This window comes from Gammaproteobacteria bacterium (genome assembly GCA_030949385.1).
GTDB lineage: Bacteria > Pseudomonadota > Gammaproteobacteria > JAUZRS01 > JAUZRS01 > JAUZRS01.
On the sequence record JAUZSP010000007.1, the window covers coordinates 13001 to 29591 of the forward strand.

At 47.6% G+C, this 16591-nt stretch carries 16 protein-coding genes and 2 pseudogenes; 3 read left to right on the plus strand and 15 right to left on the minus strand.

The window, feature by feature from the left end:
* Positions 1-146: 146 nt before the first annotated feature.
* Positions 147-1163, minus strand: coding sequence for a zinc-binding alcohol dehydrogenase family protein (locus Q9O24_09470; GenBank protein ID MDQ7075360.1), 1017 nt, complete (start codon positions 1161-1163; stop codon positions 147-149).
* A 446-nt stretch (positions 1164-1609) separates the two neighbouring features.
* Between Q9O24_09470 and Q9O24_09475 the strand changes: the two are divergent.
* A pseudogene (locus Q9O24_09475) lies at positions 1610-1819 on the plus strand (ISAs1 family transposase).
* Positions 1820-1884: 65 nt separating this feature from the next.
* On the opposite strand, the gene Q9O24_09480 reads toward Q9O24_09475, so the two are convergent.
* The 6 genes and pseudogenes from Q9O24_09480 to Q9O24_09505 form a co-directional block, all read right to left on the minus strand.
* Positions 1885-2208: a hypothetical protein gene (locus Q9O24_09480; protein ID MDQ7075361.1), complete on the minus strand. Its 324-nt coding sequence runs from the start codon at positions 2206-2208 to the stop codon at positions 1885-1887.
* Entirely contained in the window at positions 2208-3179 is a 972-nt protein-coding gene (gene cbbX, locus Q9O24_09485; GenBank protein MDQ7075362.1) for a CbbX protein, read from the minus strand. The genes Q9O24_09480 and cbbX overlap by 1 nt, the downstream gene beginning before the upstream one ends.
* Positions 3180-3316: 137 nt before the next feature.
* Entirely contained in the window at positions 3317-3751 is a 435-nt protein-coding gene (locus Q9O24_09490) for a ribulose bisphosphate carboxylase small subunit (GenBank protein MDQ7075363.1), read from the minus strand.
* A 15-nt stretch (positions 3752-3766) separates the two neighbouring features.
* Complete coding sequence (locus Q9O24_09495; GenBank protein ID MDQ7075364.1) at positions 3767-5242, minus strand: ribulose-bisphosphate carboxylase large subunit; 1476 nt, start codon at positions 5240-5242, stop codon at positions 3767-3769.
* Between the two features lie 462 nt (positions 5243-5704).
* Positions 5705-6256, minus strand: a complete 552-nt coding sequence (locus tag Q9O24_09500) for a pyridoxamine 5'-phosphate oxidase family protein (GenBank protein ID MDQ7075365.1) — start codon at positions 6254-6256, stop codon at positions 5705-5707.
* A 616-nt stretch (positions 6257-6872) separates the two neighbouring features.
* Positions 6873-6962 (minus strand): annotated as a pseudogene (locus Q9O24_09505) (transposase).
* A 258-nt stretch (positions 6963-7220) separates the two neighbouring features.
* On the opposite strand from Q9O24_09505, the gene Q9O24_09510 reads away from it, so the two are divergent.
* Entirely contained in the window at positions 7221-8339 is a 1119-nt protein-coding gene (locus Q9O24_09510; protein MDQ7075366.1) for an ISAs1 family transposase, read from the plus strand.
* Between the two features lie 54 nt (positions 8340-8393).
* Here Q9O24_09510 and cysC read toward each other — a convergent pair whose 3' ends face one another.
* Positions 8394-9026, minus strand: a complete 633-nt coding sequence (gene cysC / locus Q9O24_09515) for an adenylyl-sulfate kinase (protein ID MDQ7075367.1) — start codon at positions 9024-9026, stop codon at positions 8394-8396.
* Positions 9027-9313: 287 nt separating this feature from the next.
* Here cysC and Q9O24_09520 point away from each other — a divergent pair, with 287 nt between their 5' ends.
* Positions 9314-9892, plus strand: coding sequence for a hypothetical protein (locus Q9O24_09520; GenBank protein ID MDQ7075368.1), 579 nt, complete (start codon positions 9314-9316; stop codon positions 9890-9892).
* Positions 9893-9998: 106 nt separating this feature from the next.
* On the opposite strand, the gene Q9O24_09525 is transcribed toward Q9O24_09520, so the two are convergent.
* From Q9O24_09525 to hfq, 7 genes are all read right to left on the minus strand, one after another.
* Positions 9999-11291, minus strand: coding sequence for an adenylosuccinate synthase (locus Q9O24_09525; protein ID MDQ7075369.1), 1293 nt, complete (start codon positions 11289-11291; stop codon positions 9999-10001).
* Positions 11292-11296: 5 nt separating this feature from the next.
* A complete protein-coding gene (locus Q9O24_09530) occupies positions 11297-12478 on the minus strand; it encodes an ATP phosphoribosyltransferase regulatory subunit (protein MDQ7075370.1) in 1182 nt (393 codons plus the stop codon).
* Positions 12479-12491: 13 nt separating this feature from the next.
* Positions 12492-12677, minus strand: coding sequence for a DUF2065 domain-containing protein (locus Q9O24_09535; protein MDQ7075371.1), 186 nt, complete (start codon positions 12675-12677; stop codon positions 12492-12494).
* Between the two features lie 77 nt (positions 12678-12754).
* The gene (hflC, locus tag Q9O24_09540) at positions 12755-13630 is read right to left on the minus strand and encodes a protease modulator HflC (GenBank protein MDQ7075372.1); all 876 of its coding nucleotides are present in this window, start codon (positions 13628-13630) and stop codon (positions 12755-12757) included.
* Entirely contained in the window at positions 13630-14790 is a 1161-nt protein-coding gene (gene hflK / locus Q9O24_09545) for an FtsH protease activity modulator HflK (protein ID MDQ7075373.1), read from the minus strand. The genes hflC and hflK overlap by 1 nt, the downstream gene beginning before the upstream one ends.
* A gap of 121 nt (positions 14791-14911) precedes the next feature.
* Positions 14912-16231, minus strand: coding sequence for a ribosome rescue GTPase HflX (gene hflX, locus Q9O24_09550; GenBank protein ID MDQ7075374.1), 1320 nt, complete (start codon positions 16229-16231; stop codon positions 14912-14914).
* A 24-nt stretch (positions 16232-16255) separates the two neighbouring features.
* Positions 16256-16510: an RNA chaperone Hfq gene (hfq, locus tag Q9O24_09555; GenBank protein ID MDQ7075375.1), complete on the minus strand. Its 255-nt coding sequence runs from the start codon at positions 16508-16510 to the stop codon at positions 16256-16258.
* Positions 16511-16591: the final 81 nt, after the last annotated feature.

The following is a 16591-nucleotide window of genomic DNA, read 5'->3' on the forward strand; positions in this document are numbered from 1 at the left end:
CTACCCGAAAGCGCGGCAAGAGCGAATTATGATTTTCTGTACTACGGCTCAAAGGGAATGCCATATGGTCAGTGGATTAAACCTGTATTTCAGCCCCGTCGTAGCCTAAATTATTCAAAGGCTCTTAACTCAAATTTGACCATAATTTAAACCCAATCGCTCAACACCAGCTTACCAATCGAGTTCCCTTGCTCAATAATTTGGTGGGCTTTACGTAAATTCTCAGCATTAATAGGACGCATAAATACGTTGGCAGTGGTAACCAGTACACCTTCGTTAATCAGATCAGAAACACAGTTTAATAATCGTTGCTGCTCTATCATATCATTCGTTTGGTACATAGCCCGAGTAAACATAAACTCCCAGACGAAGGTCGCGCTTTTGCTTTTTAACAATGAAAGATCGACCGCTGAAGTATCGACAATGGAACACATTCTCCCTTGAGGTTTAATGGCCTTTGTCATCGACAACCAGTGTTGATCCGTATTGTTTAAACAGAGTATATAATCCACCTGTGGATGATCTATTTTAGCCAATTCTTCATCTAAAGCTCCACGGTGATTGATGACACTGGTTGCCCCATGCTGCAAACACCACTCACTCGACTCAGGACGGGAAGCGGTTGCAATGACGTTTAATTTCGCCAATTTATTCGCCAACTGTATGGCAATGGAACCTACGCCTCCCGCACCACCAATGATCAAAATTGACTTCGCGGCATCATCACCGTGACGAGAAATGTCCAACCTTTCAAACAAGGCTTCCCAAGCGGTAATGCTGGTGAGTGGTAGCGCCGCAGCTTCAGAAAATGAAAGTGAGACTGGCTTTCTACCCACAATACGTTCATCAACCAACTGAAACTCACAATTGGAACCTGAGCGCGTAATATCACCCGCATAGTAAACCAGATCACCGACCACATAATGCTGCACCTGTGATCCAATTTCCATTACTTCACCCGCCGCATCCCAACCCAATATGCGCGGCGACACCTCGACCTGACCTTTAGAGGCGCGAACCTTAGTATCCACAGGGTTAACTGAAATTGCATTGACCTTTACCAACAAATCATGATCACCGATTTTAGGTTTTGGCAATGTAAAATCTTGCAAACTCGCTTTATTTTTGATCGCTAAATATTGGGTTAAACCAACGGCCTTCATGCGTAGCTCCTGGCTAATAAACTGCATTATTAAAAAAATTATTTTCCAACTCCCGCACCTTTACCCCAAAAGCGAGCCAGACGCTTTAAAAAATCCTCACGCGACCCAGCATTGATCCAGCATGTGGCAATCGTCTTGCTCAGCTCGCCATTCACCCGACCACGATGGATGTGAGAGGGAGAGGCCGGAAAGATCACCAGTGCCGCTGATTTATGTCAAGCAACGCACCGTCATTGGGGGATAGAAAACAGTTTGCATTGGGTTCTGGATCAGGGCGATTGCACTACGTGTAACCCATCTAAATATACTGATATACAAGCATATTCAGGTGTTTGACAGTTTTTCATGAAACCAAAAAGCTAACTATTGAATTACTCAAAACCAAGAAAAGCACCAAATGTTGCTAAAACACGTCATTATGTCGCTATCTGGTCATGATCATAGTGCAATTGCCCTAGGTTCTGGATATGGCTTTTCGTGAAAATGAATGCCGAGTTAGAAAAGGGAATGGGGCTGAAAATTTAGCGAGATTAAGGCACTTTTCATTAAACATGCTCAAACAAGATAAAATCTCGAAAATTGGAATTAAAAACAAACGCCTTAAAGCGGGGTGGAGCAATGACTATTTATTACAGCTTTTTGGCATTCAGCTGTAATTTCATAGTGCAATTGCCCTAGGCAATTAACCCAGCTAGACGCATGTCATTGTGACAGCAGGTAGTCAGATGTCGTGGTTGATCTCTTCATTATCTGGCGAAGGATCGATGTCTTCATCATGGGTGCTTATCGCCAAAATCAATGCAGCCAACGCATCGTGCAAGGTGGCAACGTCAGCACTGCGAGATTCTCGGTAACTGGCTTCTGCAGCTTCACGGAGTTTATCGAAAGCCTCAACGATACGCCCATCTTTGTCTATAACCCCTTCTGCCCAGCCAACTGTGCTGGTATATCGGGCTGCCTCGGTTGATAACAAATCGATGGTTGCAGCATCAACTGGCGTATTCAGTGCTGCACGCATACCACTGTAAAGTTCATTAATATCCATTAATTATCTTCTATCGCATCACTGCCTTCATCAACGTCCATGTCGGGTTTTCCTTCGAGGAACACACGACTGGCTAAAATATCTTCGGCTTCGAGGGTCATCAGATCTGTTTTGCTCAGTGATTTGCTGGCGTCAGCAAACAGGCGATTGGCCTGGCGTAAGCGAGCACGATCCAAAGCATTTCGCACCGAACGTGCGTTAGCAAAATGTTCCATTGTCATGCGTATTGTAATGTATTTAAAAAAAGCTTTTTCGGCATCGGGGCTAAATAAATAGTTTTGTTCTGCCAACATCAGCTTAGCAATTTCCAGCAATTCATCGGCGCTGTAGTCAGGAAAATCAACGTGATGAGCAACGCGTGAGCGCATGCCTGGGTTACTGTGGAAGAATTTATCCATGCGGTCTTTGTAACCTGCCAGAATCACCACTAAATCATCGCGATTATTTTCCATTGTTTGCAGTAGGATTTCAATCGACTCTGCACCATAGTCGCGTTCGTTCTCAGGCTTATATAAGTAATACGCCTCGTCAATAAACAGCAAGCCGCCCATTGCTTTTTTAATCACTTCTTTGGTTTTTGGTGCGGTGTGGCCTATGTATTGGCCAACTAGGTCATCACGAGTAACGGAAACCAAATGACCTTCGCGCACATAGCCTAGGCGATGTAATATTTCAGACATACGCATGGCTACGGTAGTTTTACCGGTACCGGGGTTGCCGGTAAAGTTCATATGTAAGGTAGGGGTCTCGGAGCTTAAGGAAAATTGTTTACGCAACCGATCCACCAGTAGCAGCGCCGCGATTTCGCGGATGCGGGTTTTAACCGGTGTTAAACCGATGAGTTCATTATCAAGCTTGTCGAGGACTTCTTTAACATTCGAATCTTTAAATTCTGCGGCAAGATTAACCAGCGCATCTTCTGCCAAAGTAGTATCTGCAGTTAGTTCATTTTCATCAACAGTGTCGTTCATATCAATTTTTCCAGTTTGTTCAATTTTTTAAGTTTGATCAATCTTCATAATTGAGCAAACTTAAAAAATGGCGGGTGGTAGATACCACTCGCCATTTTAAGCACTAAGCAATTAACTTAATTGAATCAGTTAATTGACTAGTAGCGCTCACCTTCTGGCTTATCTGTTGCGTAGGAATGGATAGAGTAACGCATGGTACGTCCCTCTGTTTCCATACGCGTTAGACCAAAGCCTGGTTCAACTTTAGGTCGGTTAACAATATACGACATGGTCACACTCTCTACACCACGTACTGCACTAAATGCAGTAACGCGAATGTAGTGATTAGGGAAAGTTTTGCGGGCGTTATTAACTTCCATCAAAATTCCGGCCGGGTCTTTCATGTCAAACATCGGGTTACCGAACATTTCCCAGTAAGTATTACGTGGGTGCGGATCGTCGGTATATTCAATACCCAGCGACCAGCTTTGATCCAGTGCGTATTTGATTTGCTTAGAAATTTCCTCATCGGACAATGCCGGTAAAAAAGAAAATTGTCCTTGAGTAACTATCTTCGAAGGATTCGTCATCATAATAATTTCTCCTAATTAGGTGCTGGTTGTAGGGGTAACTACGTAGTCTGGGCTGTCTGTGGATTCGTAGTTGAAGCTAATATCACCCCACGTATCAAGACCGGCCTTAAGTGGTGAACACCATTTTGCAGCATCTTTAAGAATCTGCGGGCCTTCATTCCAAATGTCACGACCTTCGTTACGAGCCTGAATCATGACTTCTAGCGCGGTACGGTTGGCAACTGCGCCAGCTTGGATACCATCTGGATGACCGATAGTACCGCCACCGAATTGCAGAACCACGTCATCGCCAAGGTAATGTATTAACTGATGCATCTGACCGGCATGAATACCGCCTGAAGCAACTGGCATACACTTGTTCAGTGAAGCCCAATCTTGTTCGAAGAAGATGCCTTTTTCGAGTTGAACCGGAGTTTGCTGATCAAGCAGTGTGTCGTAGTAACCACGAATCATCATAGGGTCACCTTCGAGTTTACCCACAACTGTACCCGCGTGAATGTGATCCACACCCGCCATACGCATCCACTTACAGATTACGCGGAAAGCCATACCGTGGTTTTTCTGGCGAGAGTAAGTCGAGTTACCTGCACGATGTAAATGCAGAATCATGTCATTCTTACGAGCCCAAAGAGCCATAGTTTGAATGGAGCTGTAACCGATTACCAAGTCAATCATGATAATGATAGAACCGAGTGATTTAGCGAATTCTGCACGCTCAATCATTTCTTCTACGGTACCAGCAGTCACGTTCATATAGTGACCTTTCACTTCGCCTGTTGCAGCGGACGCTTTGTTTACCGCATCCATACAATATAAGAAGCGGTCACGCCAATGCATGAAAGACTGAGAGTTAATATTCTCGTCGTCTTTCATGAAATCCAAACCACCCTTAAGTGCTTCGTATACAACACGACCATAGTTACGACCAGATAGGCCTAACTTTGGTTTTGTAGTAGCACCCAATAATGGACGACCAAACTTATCCATACGCTCACGCTCAACAACCACGCCCGTTGCTGGGCCTTGGAATGTGTGCAAGTAAGCAACAGGGATGCGCATGTCTTCTAGACGCAAGGCTTTAACGGCCTTCATACCAAACACGTTACCAATGATAGACGCGGTAAGGTTGGCAATTGAGTTGCCTTCAAAAAGATCGATGTCGTATGCAATGTATGCAAAATACTGCTGCTCAGTCTTAGTGCCTGGGCCTGTGTTAGGCACAGGATCCACCCGATAAGCCTTAGCGCGATACATTTCGCAAGCAGTTAAACGATCCGTCCAGACGACAGTCCAGGTTGCAGTAGAAGACTCACCCGCAACGGCAGCGGCACATTCGTCTGCTGGCACACCTGCTTGTGGAGTCAGTCGGAACATGGCAAGCACATCCGTCTCTTTAATATCGTAGTCAGGCTCCCAGTAGCCCATCTTCTTATAAGGTATCACGCCAGATTTATAGCGTTCTTTGCCTTCTTTCATTGTTGTTGAAGCCATTTGGTCGTCTCCATCGTTAGGATTTAGGTTTTTGTTTCATCAAGCTGAGGTATATCAAGCGATATCATTCAGATTGAGGGCATCATAGTGCATGAAGCGATATATTAATAATAGTCAATTTTTTCTATTTCATGTATAGATAAAACTCTATGTTCCAGAAGTACACAATGCGGCAAAACATGACCGCTGTGCTGTTTTGTTCTTCCCGCTTTTTGGCGGGGTCAATGGGAATCGTCAGCAGCTTACCGAGTCCCTACCTCAGCAGGCGACTGTAACGCCGATCAAAATAAGTGACGCGCCGCTTCGGAAATGAACCTAGATCCTAATATTTGGCCAGATTTACTTGACCACTATACTGTCACCTTGGGGTTGGGAGAGGCATCATTTTACCTCTTGTTGGCTAGACAGATTGACTATGCCACTACAAAAAATGCCACTTTTTTCGATAGGCTACAGCTGTTTTTAGCCATTTTTTTCGACAATGTGGGTTTTCTTACCATCAAGACTCTGCTCGTTCTTTTCCTTCCAATACGTCTTTATTCCTGCCTCTCCCTTTTTATTTGCCCATTCATTTAACTGCTCTCTTTGCCCTGTGTATTCATACAATGGCACGCCCATCCCACAAGATGTCTGGACGAGATCAACGGTTAAATCAAATATTTGTCGCGCGCCAGGTAGCGCCTCGAATAAAACAATATTTTCCTGCCATTCAGGATCGTTCTTATGAATTACCCTCGCGTTTCCGTAGAGCCGGAGGATCATTGGATTATCCTCTAATGCAGCAAACAATATTGTCATTCTAGGATTTTCCTGCACATGAGCAGATGTTTCATTTCCGCTTCCCGTAACATTTAGCCACAATACCCGATTTGCGTTTAAAACACGTAACGAGTCCATTCCCTTCGGGGATACGTTGACTCTACTATCGGCGGTCGCCGTACCTACGAAGAATAATTTTTGTTGTTCAATAAACTGCTTAAGCTTATCGGGAATTTCAGTATATCGTTGACCCATGTTTTGACTCTCTTTAATGTCTAATTTAGGCTGTAAAAAAACGTGATAAAGCCACAAGCCGTCTACATCTCGATTAATTCCTATTATTTTTACTAAACGCAATAAAGTGCGTTTAAGTAATGTGTCGTTATTGTTTCTGCATTAAATCTTGAGCCGCTTTATTTTATGATTTATTTTATTTATCGACCGAATTGTTCATAGATATCTTTTAATTTACATGAAATCCAGTCATTAGCTCTTATTTAAACACTGCTCCTTGCTTAAGATTGGGTTCCTAGCAATGTAGGAGAATCCAACCCAACAGGTGCAGTGGCTCTACTAATACTAATACGAATTTGTTTTTAGGCCCCTAACGTGACAGATTGGTTTTACACCCAAAGTCACCCAGTGTTGCTCCAATTTCATCTCAATATCCACCAGACCGTACCCTATCTCAAGCTGAGCACATCAGTAGAATAGACTATTTTTTCCCGTTTTTCAGCTTTTGACCGCACTGGATTCTCAGCCCCCCTCCTTGGCGCTGATCGACTGAGCTACTTTGGCAGTGATGAGCTGTGGATCTTGACCGTGAACTCAACCACTCCTCTCCAATTGAGGCGGAATCAGACACATCACACCGTGGCAAAACGTGTTGCAAAAAACGACGAATGAACTCTGACCCGCTCAAGGGCATCACCTTATGTTGCTCATCTCGATAGTCGTGATAACTGATGTTACACAGTAAGTGACAAAACATGCGAACCATTCCCCTCCGATGGAGGGGTGCCTCGAAAAGGTGGGGTGGTTTTTTCAACGCAGGGAAGAGTGCTGAATTCACTTCAGAGGGGAATAAAAGCCCATGTTGTTTGAGTTCTCTACAAAGTTAGGACTTGGGGGACAGGGCAAACGCACGAAAACGTATTGATTTAAAAGGGAAAAGTATAGGGTTATAATTGTTTCTCAGCTAATCAAGCGAGAATCGTTCATGCAAACCCAATCTTTAATAAAGCATATCAGTACAATCCCTGATCCTCGAATCGAAGGCAAATGCAGTCACAAATTGGTCGATATCATCGCGATTTCAATCTGTGCGATCATCTGTGGAGCTGAGGATTGGAACTCTATTGAAGAGTTTGGGCAAACAAAGCAGTCGTGGTTCGAAAGTTTTCTTGAGTTGCCCCATGGAATCCCATCGCACGATACGTTTCGGCGTCTTTTTTTCATGCTCTCCCCAGAGGCTTTTGAGCGTTTTTTTACAGAGTGGGTTCGAGATATAGCGGGATTAGTTCAAGGTGTGATTGCCATTGATGGTAAGACGCTGAGACGTTCTCACGATCGGCGGCTGGGGAAAAAAGCGATCCACATGGTGAGTGCGTGGAGCGTAGAAAATCAGTTGGTATTGGGGCAAGTAAAAACAGAAGAGAAGTCAAATGAGATCACGGCGATCCCCAAGTTGCTCAATATGCTGGCGATCAAAGGCTGTATTATCACCCTTGATGCCATGGGTTGTCAGCGATCAATTGCTCAGCAAATCATTGATCAAGAAGGGGATTATCTGATGGCATTGAAAGGCAATCAGGAAAAACTATCCAAAGCAGTGGAAGCCCTGTTTGATCAAGCTGACACAAACGGCTTTGAAGGTTGCGATTTTAGTTATCATGAGACGAAAGAGGTTTCCAGAGATCGCACGGAGATTCGACGACATTGGACATTGTCGTGCGATGAGACATTGGAAGAGGCCAAAAAGTGGGCATCCTTAAACACCCTCGGTCGAGTAGAATCCGAACGAACGGTAAAGGGAAAAACGACGATAGAGCACCGCTATTACATTAGCTCCATTGAGAATAACGCAGAACTGTTTGGTCGATCTGTTCGCCAGCACTGGGGGGTGGAAAACTCACTGCATTGGCAGTTGGATGTGAGTTTTCGAGAAGATGAGTCTCGAATTCGCAAGGGGTATTCAGCACAAAATTTCGCAGTAATGAGGCATATGGCATTAAACCTTCTTAAACAGGAAAAGAGCTTAAAGTTGGGTGTAAAAAATAAACGTTTAAGAGCAGGGTGGGATGAGGAATATTTGAAAATAGTACTTAATGGCACTTAATTTGATGCATTTGCCCTGACTTGGGGGATTTGCTCTTACGCGCTTTTATCGCTCTCACCCATCCTGAGACAAAGGCTGATAACCGCCATGCAAGGCATTAATCTCATCCAGGTAGGCCAAAATGTGATCCACCGACTCAGCAACCGAAAGACGGTTGGCATCAATGTGTACCTCGGGCGCGTGAGGTTTTTCGTAAGGGCTGTCCACCCCCGTGTAATCTTTGATCTCGCCACGCAACGCCTTGGCATACAACCCCTTCGGGTCACGCTGCTGACACAGCTCCACCGACGCATCCACAAACACCTCCACAAACTGCCCCTCTGGCAGTAAATCCCGCACCGTCTGCCGATCCGCGCGAAACGGCGAGATAAACGCCGCCAAAGTAATCAACCCCGCATCCACCATCAACGTCGCCACCTCACCCACTCGGCGAATGTTTTCTGCCCGATCTCGGTCACCGAAACCCAGATCTTGGCAGAGACCGTGACGCACATTGTCACCGTCCAGCAGATAAGTGTGGTAATTGCGCTCCACCAAACTCTGCTCCAACGCACCAGCTAAGGTCGATTTACCCGAAGCACTCAAGCCGGTAAACCAGATCAACAGCGGCTTTTGACCCTTCTGTTTGGCACGGCTGCTTTGCTCTGCCCGATGTGAATGCCACACCACATTGTTCTGCTTATGCATACATCCTCTCAAAATTGATCACGTCCATGAAAATCAAAGGCTCAAACCACAGACCAATTGTGGCATAACAACAACCAGTAAATTCTTATTCTCACGCGCAATGTATTAGGGAATTCCCCTAAAAAGAGAATAAAATCAAGACTTTTTTCATATCAGCGTTTATTTACCAGCCAAACAGTGTTCTAATCAGCCACGGATTGAGCGGCCTTCTGACTCAGAAGAACACCTGATCCTGTACCCAATTACTTCCGTTTTAGAAAACTCGACGATTCGTCTGGAGAAAGTTAATGAAGAAATTTATTAAGGTTATTGCTGTCGCTACCTTGCTCACCGCTTCCGCTTCTGCTTCTGCTTGGAACAACGGCAACAACGGTTGGAACAACGGCAACAACATGCCGTGGAATGGCAACAACATGCCTTGGAACGGCAACAACGGTTGGAACAACGGCAACAACATGCCTTGGAACAACGGCAACAACAACATGCCTTGGAACAATGGCAACAACAACATGCCTTGGAACAACGGCAACAACAACATGCCTTGGAACAACGGCAACAACGGTTGGAACAACGGCCCTTGGAACAACGGCAACAACATGCCTTGGAACAACAACGGTTGGGGCAACAACAACGGTACGGGTAACGGTGCTGGTAACGGCAACGCATCTGGCGAGATGGGCATGAACATGAAAGGCAACGCAAAAGGCAACAGCAACTACCAAGGCAACAGCAACCAGGGCTACCACGGTAACAACGGTTACGCTCCTTACGGTATGACTGCTCCTGCTGCAAAAGCGCCTGCCGCTCCTGCTGCAAAAGCACCTGCTGCACCCGTAGCTGCTCCTGCTACACCTGCTGCAAAATAAGCGTTACTTCATAACCTCTTTATTGAGGGCATGAAAAAAGCCGCATCAACTTGATGCGGCTTTTTTCGTTTAGGCTATCCCTAAAGATCAGCCAAACGTTCAGACACTACTCAAACGGATGGCGCAAAACCACATTTTGGTTCCGCTCAGGCCCCGTTGAAATAATATCAATCGGCACACCCACTACTTCTTGCAGACGGTTCAAATACGCCTTGGCGTTTTCCGGCAGATCATCGTACTCGGTCATGCCTTCGGTGGATTCAGTCCAACCCGGCATCTCTTCATACACCGGTTTGCACAACTCATAGGCTTCGGCACCCACAGGCGGGGTGTCCAAAATCTCACCCTCACAGTTGTAAGACGTACAGAGCTTGATGGTTTTCAAACCGTCCATCACATCCAACTTGGTGATGCACAAACCGGTCAGACTGTTTATCTCAGCAGAGCGACGCAGCGAAACGGCATCAAACCAACCACAACGCCGTGAACGACCGGTGGTAGAGCCAAACTCATGGCCCTTCACACCCAAATGCTCGCCACTGTCATCAAACAATTCGGTGGGAAAGGGGCCAGCACCCACACGAGTGGTATAGGCTTTGGTGATACCCAACACATAATCCAGATCACGCGGCCCCACGCCACTGCCACTGCACGCACCGCCAGCGGTGGTATTGGAAGAGGTCACATAAGGATAGGTACCGTGATCAATGTCAAGCAAGGTGCCTTGAGCACCCTCGAACATGATGCTCTTGCCCTCTTTGCGCAGTTGATGCAACAGACCTGGAATGTCTGCCACCATCGGTTTTAACTCGTCGGCCATCTTCAGCGCCAGATCCAACATCTGCTGGTAATCCACCGGATCAGTCTTGAAGTAGTGCACCAAAGAGAAGTTGTGATAATCCAAAATCTCTTTCAGTTTGCTCTCCAGACGCTCACGGTGAAACAGATCACCGACCCGCAAACCACGTCGTGAGACTTTGTCTTCATAAGCTGGCCCAATGCCGCGACCCGTAGTACCGATGGCCTTTTTGCCCCGCGCAATCTCCCGCGCCTGATCCAAAGCCACATGATAAGGCATGATCAGAGGGCAGGCCTCACTGATCCGCAAACGCTCACGCGCAGGCACCCCGCGCTCCTCCAGCATTGCCAACTCCTTGATCAAGGCTTCAGGTGATAACACCACCCCATTGCCGATCAAGCAGAGCACACCTTCACGTAACACACCAGAAGGAATCAAATGCAGCACCGTGGTCTCGTCACCGATCACCAAGGTGTGGCCTGCGTTATGACCGCCTTGAAAACGCACCACCGCAGCAGCACGATCCGTTAGCAGATCAACAATTTTGCCCTTCCCCTCATCACCCCATTGGGTGCCCAATACGATTACATTTTTGCCCATAGTATTTATGCGTCTACGACAGTCCAAAATTCATTATTGAAAACGAGCTTACGCTCGCAGCCCATGTCAGCGGCAGAACCGCTCTGTCCCGGCAAAGCACGAATCACGGTTTGACCCGAATTGCGCAACTCCTGAATGGTTTCCCACAAGTTGGAGTCATCCCCTGCTGGGGCGAAAATTTTGACAGATTGCTCTGCCACAGTGCTTGATAAGGACACCAGGGTTTTTAAATCGGTACTGAAACCGGTTGCGGGACGCGCTCGTCCAAAGGCACGACCAATGTCATCGTAACGTCCACCACGGGCAATTTCTTGGCTGTACCCCATCGCGTAGGCACTGAACACAACGCCCGTGTGGTAGTGATAACCGCGCAACTCCGCCAGATCAAAATGCAAAGTCAACTCAGGCTGGCTCTGTTGCAGCCGTTCAGCGGTTGCTTGCAAATAATGCAACGCTTGCTGCACTTCGTTACCTGCGGTGGCCAACGCCCCCCGCGCCTGCGCCAACACGGACGCATCGCCGTTCAGGTTCACCAACGCCATCAACATGTCACGATGATCTGAAGAGAGTGAAATCCCCTCTAAAAAGGTCTCAATCTCCGGCTTAGCTTTGCGCTGAAACATCTCAAACAGGTGAGCTTCTTGCTCCTCGTTCAGTTCCGCTTCGGCAGCCAAACCACGAAACAGACCCACATGGCCCAGATCCAGATGCAGTGATTTAATTCCGGCCAGCTCAAGGGTTTTGAGCATCAGAGCAATGATTTCAACGTCGCTCTCCACACCCGCATGACCGTACAATTCAGCACCCAACTGCAACGGACTGCGGCTGCCCGCCAAACCTTCACCACGAGTGTGCAACACCGACCCCAAATAACAAAGCCGCGTCGGTACCTCTCGTTGCAGACGATGCGCATCAATGCGTGCCACCTGCGGGGTGATGTCCGCTCGAATCCCCATCGTTCTGCCGTTGAGTTGATCTACCAATTTAAAGGTGCTCAAATCCAACTCACGACCGGTACCCACCAACAGCGACTCAAGGTACTCCATCAACGGCGGCACCACCAATTCGTAACCCCAACTGGCGTAGAGATCCACAACACGACGGCGCAACGTCTCCATCTTGCTCGCCTGTTGCGGCAATAATTCTTCGATGCCTTGCGGCAATATCCAACGATCTTGAACCATAATGTACAAACAGGGTTTATTTCACCCAGTAAAGTAACGACACACCCACCAGCATACTGGCCAGCCCGAACCAACGCAGGTTCGAATCGGCCAGCTGAAGCATACGCGCCAGATTTTGTTTAAACGCCGTCGGACTCAGAAACGGCAACAAACCTTCCACAACCAATAACAGCGCAATGGCGGTTAAAATTTCTTGCCACATAAAAAAAGATCTCAGCTCAGCGGACACAAAAACGGCGTTAGGCATCACGCCTAACGCCGTTTTTGGCTCAATTTACTCTAACGTACAGCTCCCCCATTGGGGTCATTAAAGTAACGGAAAAACTTCGAATCCGGTTTCAACAACATCATGTCATTGCCACCGGAAAAGACTGATTTATACGCGTTCAAGCTGCGATAGAGATTGTAAAACTCCCGATCTTTACCAAAAGCCTTGGCGTAGATACTGGATGCTTCGGCATCACCTTCACCGCGAATCTGCTGCGATTCACTGTAAGACTCGGCCAAAATCTCTTCTCGCTGCCGCTCTGAATCAGAACGAATGCCTTTCGCTTGCTCTTCACCACGAGAACGGAACGATTTCGCGACGGTTTCGCGTTCTTTCTCCATTCGGCGAAACACCGAATTACTCACCTCGGAAGGCAGATCCACTCGTTTGACCCGCACATCCACTACGGTGATGCCCAGATCAATCGCTTGTTCACCGGCCTCTTTCTGCACTCGTTTCATAATTTCCGCACGTTCTCCGGAAATCACCTCTTGAATGGTACGTTTACCAAACTCATCCAACAGACCTTTTTTGATGAACTGAGCCAACAGATTCAGAGCACGGCGCTCATCGCCACCGGTGGCTTTGAAGAATCGCTCCACATCGGTAATACGCCATTTCACAAACGAATCCACAATCAAGTTTTTCTTCTCGCTGGTCAAAACCCGTTCAGGACGCGCATCCAGAGTCAAAATCCGCGAATCAAACTTATGCACGTTGTGATAAAGCGGAAACTTAAAGTGCAGCCCTGGCTGATAATCCGAACGGACAATTTTACCCAGTGCCAACTTGATCGCCACTTCGGTCTCTTTAACCACAAAGGTCGCCGAGCTCAACAGCATCACAGACAACGCCAGCAACACAGACAACAGATTACTACGAGACATTAGCGGGTCTCCCGTGTACGACGGTTACGCACCGACTCACGCATCGGTGACGGCACCGAGGCACTGTCACTGCTGGGGATCATAGGATCAAGAGCAAAGTCAGTACTGGCCGAACGACCCCGACCGCCTTTACCCATCAATTGATCCAGTGGCAAATACATCAAGTTATTGCTGCCCTCAGCGTCCATCAAGATTTTGCTGGTATTGGACAGCACATGCTCTACAGAATCAATGTAAAGACGATCACGGGTCACCTCTGGCGCTTTTTGATATTCAGCCAACACCCGTAAAAAACGATTCGATTCCCCTTCTGCGGCTTTCACCACCCGAGTCCGATACGCTTTCGCCTCTTCCAAGACTTGTTTCGCATTACCCCGTGCCTGAGGAATGATGCCGTTGCTGTAAGCTTCGGCTTCATTGATAAACCGCTGTTCATCTTCACGGGCTTTAATCGCATCGGCAAAGGCCGCTTGCACCGCTTCCGGTGGTTGCGCGCCTTGCAAGTTGACCGTCTGCAAATCCAAACCGGTTTTGTAATCATCCAACGTCGCTTGCATCAGCTCTTGAGTGGCAGCAGCAATGGCATCACGACCTTGGGTGATAATAAAGTCCATGTCGTTTTTACCCACCACTTGACGCAGCGCACTTTCGGCCACTTGTGCCAGAGTTTCATCGGGGTTACGAACACGGAAGAGAAACTGCTCAGCATTTTTGACGTTGTACTGCACCGCCAAATCCACCTCAACAATGTTCTCATCTTGAGTCAGCATCGCCTGTGAACGCAGACGCACACTGCGGTTTTGATCCACATTGACCCGTTGTTCACGATCAATCGGCCACGGCAGATGCCAGTGCAAACCGGCGGTTTCTGAACTAACATAAGCACCGAAACGCGTCACCACACCACGCTCGGCAGGCTGGACAATGAAAAGACCGGACAACAGCCATAAAATAAATAAGATCAGGAAAACAATACCACCGCCCCAAGAGAGCGCTGCACTGCTTCCACCACCACTGCCACTGCTACCGCCCCTTTTTCCAAACAAGTCGGTTACTTTGTCCTGAACTTTCTTAAACGCTTCATCCAGATCGGGAGGCCCTTTGTCGTTCTTATTACCCCAAGGGTCTCGATTACCACCACCCGGTTCATTCCAGGCCATAGACACGCTCCAATATTATCAATCAATTCCGCACGAAGACAAGTACTGCTAACAGACAAAAGAGCCTTGCAAGGCTCTTTATGAATTTTAAAGCAGTCCAGAAAGCTACATTCTATTGAGCTTAGGCCACAGTAGCAAGATGCTCAGGCAAATCAGCCAATAATTCTTCTTGATCCAGTGATTCATGTTTGCACAAACGCACCCAATCACGCAGCTCCATATCCAACTGCAATAAAAAACCGCCGTTTTTCTGCTGGCGCTCGGTGCTGACCGCTTTTAACTCAAACAGTCGTGCCCGCAAGCGCCCCTGCTCAGGCGCAAGCACCAACCAACCCAGTGCCCGCTCTTGTGCCAAGCGTTTTTCCAACACCTGCCGCAGCAGCTCCAGCCCCTCACCACTCTGAGCCGAGAGCCACACCTGCGGCAACACATCGGGATTAACCTCATCCAGCTGAGCAGGCGTGCCATCCACATCAATCTTATTGAAGACCTTCAAACACGGGATGCCATCAGCACCAATGGCTTTCAGTACCTGCTCGACGTTTTCTATGTGCTCCTCACGCATCTGATCGGAGGCGTCAATTACATGCAATAACAGCGTTGCGTCTTTGGTCTCTTGCAATGTGGATTGAAACGCGTTGACCAAATCATGAGGCAAATCACGAATAAAACCCACCGTATCCGCCAGCACCAACTTAACCCCGTTTTCCAGATGCAAACTGCGCAAGGTGGGATCAAGGGTGGCAAACAGCTGATCCTCAACGTAAACAGAGGCCTCGGTCAGAGCGTTGAAGAGGGTTGATTTACCCGCATTGGTGTACCCCACCAGCGCCACCGTCGGAACAGACGCTTTACGCCGTGACTGCCGTCCCTGCTCTCGTTGACTGCGAACCTTGCTCAAACGGCCATTGATTTGCTTGATGCGCACCGCCAACAGACGACGATCGGTCTCCAGCTGAGTCTCTCCAGGACCACGCAGACCGATGCCACCTTTTTGCCGCTCCAGATGAGTCCAGCCTCGAATTAGGCGGGTCGAGAGGTGTTTTAGCTGCGCCAGCTCAACCTGTAATTTGCCCTCAAAAGAACGCGCACGCTGGGCAAAAATATCCAGAATCAAACCGGTACGATCCAAGACACGACACTGAAACAACGCCTCTAAATTACGTTCTTGAGCAGGCGACAACAGATGATCGAACAACACCAGCTCCGCATCCAGAGCACGCACCTGCTGAGCAATTTCATCGGCTTTACCACTGCCAACAAAGGTACGCGCATCAGGACGTTTACGGCTACCGGAAATAACGGCTAAAGGAAGAGCGCCTGCCGAAACAGCAAGCTCTCGAAATTCACTCAGATGCTCTGCGGCATTGGTTTCACGGCCAAAACTGACCTGAACCAGCAAAGCACGCTCCCCAGCCTGGGGACGATCAAATAACTGCATCAGTTACCCTGCAAAAAAAGAAGTTCAATCTTGAAGGTCGCCATTGCCATTACCACTGGTAGGAGGAGGCATCTTCACAACTCGTGATGGCACCACGGTAGAAATGGCGTGTTTATACACCATCTGACTGACGCTGTTTTTCAACAACACCACAAATTGATCAAAGGATTCAATTTGACCTTGCAACTTAATGCCATTCACCAGATAGATTGAGACGGGGACACGTTCCTTGCGCAACACATTAAGGAAGGGTTCTTGTAAAGACTGCCCTTTTGCCATGATAACACTCCTAAAATCGGGTCTGTAATGAGCCAGTTTTGAATTAAATTCATTACCAGCAGGATTAATTTATTTACTGCT

What these genes read in the sequence shown, in the direction of transcription:
- hflK (MDQ7075373.1), bottom strand. Translation starts at nt 14,790, where the DNA reads ATGGCCTGGAATGAACCGGGTGGTGGTAATCGAGACCCTTGGGGTAAT.
- Q9O24_09525 (MDQ7075369.1), bottom strand. Translation starts at nt 11,291, where the DNA reads ATGGGCAAAAATGTAATCGTATTGGGCACCCAATGGGGTGATGAGGGG.
- Q9O24_09510 (MDQ7075366.1), top strand. Translation starts at nt 7,221, where the DNA reads ATGCAAACCCAATCTTTAATAAAGCATATCAGTACAATCCCTGATCCT.
- hfq (MDQ7075375.1), bottom strand. Translation starts at nt 16,510, where the DNA reads ATGGCAAAAGGGCAGTCTTTACAAGAACCCTTCCTTAATGTGTTGCGC.
- hflX (MDQ7075374.1), bottom strand. Translation starts at nt 16,231, where the DNA reads ATGCAGTTATTTGATCGTCCCCAGGCTGGGGAGCGTGCTTTGCTGGTT.
- cbbX (MDQ7075362.1), bottom strand. Translation starts at nt 3,179, where the DNA reads ATGAACGACACTGTTGATGAAAATGAACTAACTGCAGATACTACTTTG.
- Q9O24_09495 (MDQ7075364.1), bottom strand. Translation starts at nt 5,242, where the DNA reads ATGGCTTCAACAACAATGAAAGAAGGCAAAGAACGCTATAAATCTGGC.
- Q9O24_09470 (MDQ7075360.1), bottom strand. Translation starts at nt 1,163, where the DNA reads ATGAAGGCCGTTGGTTTAACCCAATATTTAGCGATCAAAAATAAAGCG.
- Q9O24_09480 (MDQ7075361.1), bottom strand. Translation starts at nt 2,208, where the DNA reads ATGGATATTAATGAACTTTACAGTGGTATGCGTGCAGCACTGAATACG.
- hflC (MDQ7075372.1), bottom strand. Translation starts at nt 13,630, where the DNA reads ATGTCTCGTAGTAATCTGTTGTCTGTGTTGCTGGCGTTGTCTGTGATG.
- Q9O24_09535 (MDQ7075371.1), bottom strand. Translation starts at nt 12,677, where the DNA reads ATGTGGCAAGAAATTTTAACCGCCATTGCGCTGTTATTGGTTGTGGAA.
- cysC (MDQ7075367.1), bottom strand. Translation starts at nt 9,026, where the DNA reads ATGCATAAGCAGAACAATGTGGTGTGGCATTCACATCGGGCAGAGCAA.
- Q9O24_09500 (MDQ7075365.1), bottom strand. Translation starts at nt 6,256, where the DNA reads ATGGGTCAACGATATACTGAAATTCCCGATAAGCTTAAGCAGTTTATT.
- Q9O24_09490 (MDQ7075363.1), bottom strand. Translation starts at nt 3,751, where the DNA reads ATGATGACGAATCCTTCGAAGATAGTTACTCAAGGACAATTTTCTTTT.
- Q9O24_09520 (MDQ7075368.1), top strand. Translation starts at nt 9,314, where the DNA reads ATGAAGAAATTTATTAAGGTTATTGCTGTCGCTACCTTGCTCACCGCT.